This is a genomic window from Mesorhizobium sp. M8A.F.Ca.ET.021.01.1.1, assembly GCF_003998025.1.
GTDB lineage: Bacteria > Pseudomonadota > Alphaproteobacteria > Rhizobiales > Rhizobiaceae > Mesorhizobium.
Map to the genome: position 1 here is coordinate 1 of NZ_RZSJ01000747.1, position 2,508 is coordinate 2,508.

Below are 2,508 nucleotides of genomic sequence, written 5' to 3' on the forward strand. Positions count from 1 at the left end.
CGCGAGAAGCGAATTCGCAAATGCAACTTGACACCCCAGATAGTCGCTCTCCCCCGATCGACGAGGGAGAGGAAAAGCGCCAGGCTTTTTGCCGTCAATGCTCGCCCAGTAGCGCTCCCTTCCTTTCCCTCCGGAGGGGGGAAAGGTGGCGCGGCGAAGCCGCGACGGATTGGGGGAACCACGTGGCAATCAAGCCACGGGGGCCGATCGGCCACGCTAGTCGCGGAAGATGTGCACAAGCGCCAGAGTCCCAGACCGAAGTGGCCTCAAGCCGCGTAGCGGGCTGCCGGCTTGTCGGCGTGCAAGCTGCCATAGAAGGCCTGCCGGGCGCCGAGGAACGTATCCAGCTTTCCCGTATCGGCAAGCGCCGGCACGGTGACGGCTTCGCCCCGCGCCAGGCCGACAAGGGCGGCATCGACCATATCGTCGGCGGTCATGATGATTTCCTTCGGAAGCTGGTCGATATCGCTGCCGGAAAGCTCCCAGAAATCGGTCCGGGTCGCGCCCGGCAGCACCGCCTGTGCCGTCACCCCGGTGCCCGCGACCTCGCGATGCAGCGCTTCGGTGAAGTTGACGACATAGGCCTTGGTGCCGCTGTAGATGCCCCCGAACGAGGTGTCGAAAGCCAGTACCGAGGCGATGTTGACGATCCCGCCACGGTTGCGCGCCAAAAGCCCCGGCAGCACTGCACGGGTCAGCCGGGTCAGCGCCACGACATTGACCTTGATCATGCGCTCGGCGGCATCCGCGTCGGCGGTTGCCACCACTGCCTGACCGCCAAGGCCGGCATTGTTGACCAGCAGCGTCACACTCTCGTCGGCTGATATCGCCTTCTCGACGCGGCGCACATCGTCGTCGTCGGACAGGTCGGCCGCGATCACGCTGACCTTGCGGCTATAGGCATGGCGCAGCTTCTCGGCCAATTCCCCGAGCCGATCGGCGCGGCGCGCCACCAGCACCAAATCATAGCCCTGCCCCGCCAGCCGGTCGGCATAGACGGCGCCGATGCCCGAGGAAGCGCCTGTTACCACGGCTGTCCCCTTGTTGTCGTTCTTGCTCATTGTCACGTTCCTTCTGTTGGCTCTCGTTCGGCTTCGACGAACCCGCCGGCGGTCGAGCCCATTGTCCTGTTATCAATTAGTGGCATATACCACTTTCGGCGAAATAGGTATATGCCACTATCTTGTCAACGGCGGCCACGAAAACTATTTCTGCGACAGGGCCAGCGCCCCTGCCAGAGCAATTCCAGCAAAAGCGCCCAGCGGTTTCGCCGGAATGCTCCGGCAAGGAGTTGACATGACCGACGTTCAGCAGCCGGGCTTCAGCCAGTGCAACAATGCCACCTTGCGGCGCACCGCGCGCAGGCTCGGCCGCTTCTACGACGACGCGCTGGCGCCTTCCGGCTTGAAGGGCACGCAGTTTGGCCTGCTCTTCCAGATCAGTGTCGGCGGCGAGCCGGCGATGGGGGCCATTGCCGAGGCGTTGATCATGGATCTCTCGGCACTCGGCCACACGTTGAAGCCTCTGGTTCGCGACGGCTATGTCGAAACCTTCGCCGACAAGGACGATCGCCGCGTCAAGCGCGTGCGGCTGACGCCGACCGGCCAGGCCAAGCTCGACGAGGCGATCAAGCTATGGAGCGTTGCCCAGCGGCAATTCGAGGCCATGATCGGCGCCGAGCAGGCCGCGAAACTGCGGGCCACGCTCGATGAAGTGGCCGCGTTGAACCTGGAACTGCCCGCGGCCACTCCTTCCAGCTGAAGAAGCGGCCGCGTAAAAAACAGGGGTGCAAGCCTCGGGGTCAGTCTTATTCCGCCGGCATCGCCACCGGTCTGGCAAACACCCGCCCGGCCAGCACGATGCCGAGCCCGATGACCGGGAAGGCCGCGGCGATCAGGCCGAGATCGGCCGGCGCGCCGTAACGCAGCACCGCGCCGCCCACCACAGCACCCAGCGCCACGCCGAGATAGAGCGCCGAGGCATTGAGCGACAGCACGATCGGCGCCGCGTCCGGCGCGAGCTTGATGATGCGGCTCGCCTGTGCCGGCGGGAAGGCCCAGCCGACGATGCCCCACGGCACCATCATGCCCATCAGCGCCGGCCCGGCGAGGTGATGCGGCAGGAAGGTCGGGATCAGCGAAAAGGTGACGAGCATGGCCGCGGAGAGCGCCAGCGACCAGGCGACGGTACGCGTCGCGCCGAAACGATCGGCGGCCTGGCCGCCGGCAATGTTGCCGATGACGGCGCCGGCGCCGAAGGCGAGCAGCATGCCCGGCAGCGCGATCGGCGACAGCCCGGCGGCTGCGATGGCTAGCGGCGCGATGAAGCTGAACACGGTGAACGCGCCGATGAGGGCAAGCGCCGTCGTCACCAGGATCGGCATCACGCCGGGACGCATCGCCGCCGCCAGGCGGCGCTTCAGCGGCAGCCTGTCGCCGATGATGCCGCGTGGCAGCCGGTACCACAGGATGGCGCCGGACAGCGCGCCAAGGCCGGCAATGTCGTAGA

Annotated in this window: 2 protein-coding genes and 1 pseudogene; 1 reads left to right on the forward strand and 2 read right to left on the reverse strand. The window is 66.2% G+C overall.

What is annotated here, in order from left to right:
* Nucleotides 1–266: 266 nt before the first annotated feature.
* Nucleotides 267–1,061, reverse strand: a complete 795-nt coding sequence (locus EOA36_RS33220; RefSeq protein ID WP_127280987.1) for an SDR family oxidoreductase — start codon at nucleotides 1,059–1,061, stop codon at nucleotides 267–269.
* A gap of 235 nt (nucleotides 1,062–1,296) precedes the next feature.
* Here EOA36_RS33220 and EOA36_RS33225 point away from each other — a divergent pair, with 235 nt between their 5' ends.
* Nucleotides 1,297–1,761: a MarR family winged helix-turn-helix transcriptional regulator gene (locus EOA36_RS33225; RefSeq protein WP_127280988.1), complete on the forward strand. Its 465-nt coding sequence runs from the start codon at nucleotides 1,297–1,299 to the stop codon at nucleotides 1,759–1,761.
* A 46-nt stretch (nucleotides 1,762–1,807) separates the two neighbouring features.
* Here EOA36_RS33225 and EOA36_RS33230 read toward each other — a convergent pair.
* A pseudogene (locus tag EOA36_RS33230) lies at nucleotides 1,808–2,508 on the reverse strand (MFS transporter); the annotation flags it as partial.

Excerpts from the sequence above, each read along its gene's own strand:
- EOA36_RS33220 (WP_127280987.1), bottom strand. The coding sequence starts at position 1,061 with ATGAGCAAGAACGACAACAAGGGGACAGCCGTGGTAACAGGCGCTTCC.
- EOA36_RS33225 (WP_127280988.1), top strand. The coding sequence starts at position 1,297 with ATGACCGACGTTCAGCAGCCGGGCTTCAGCCAGTGCAACAATGCCACC.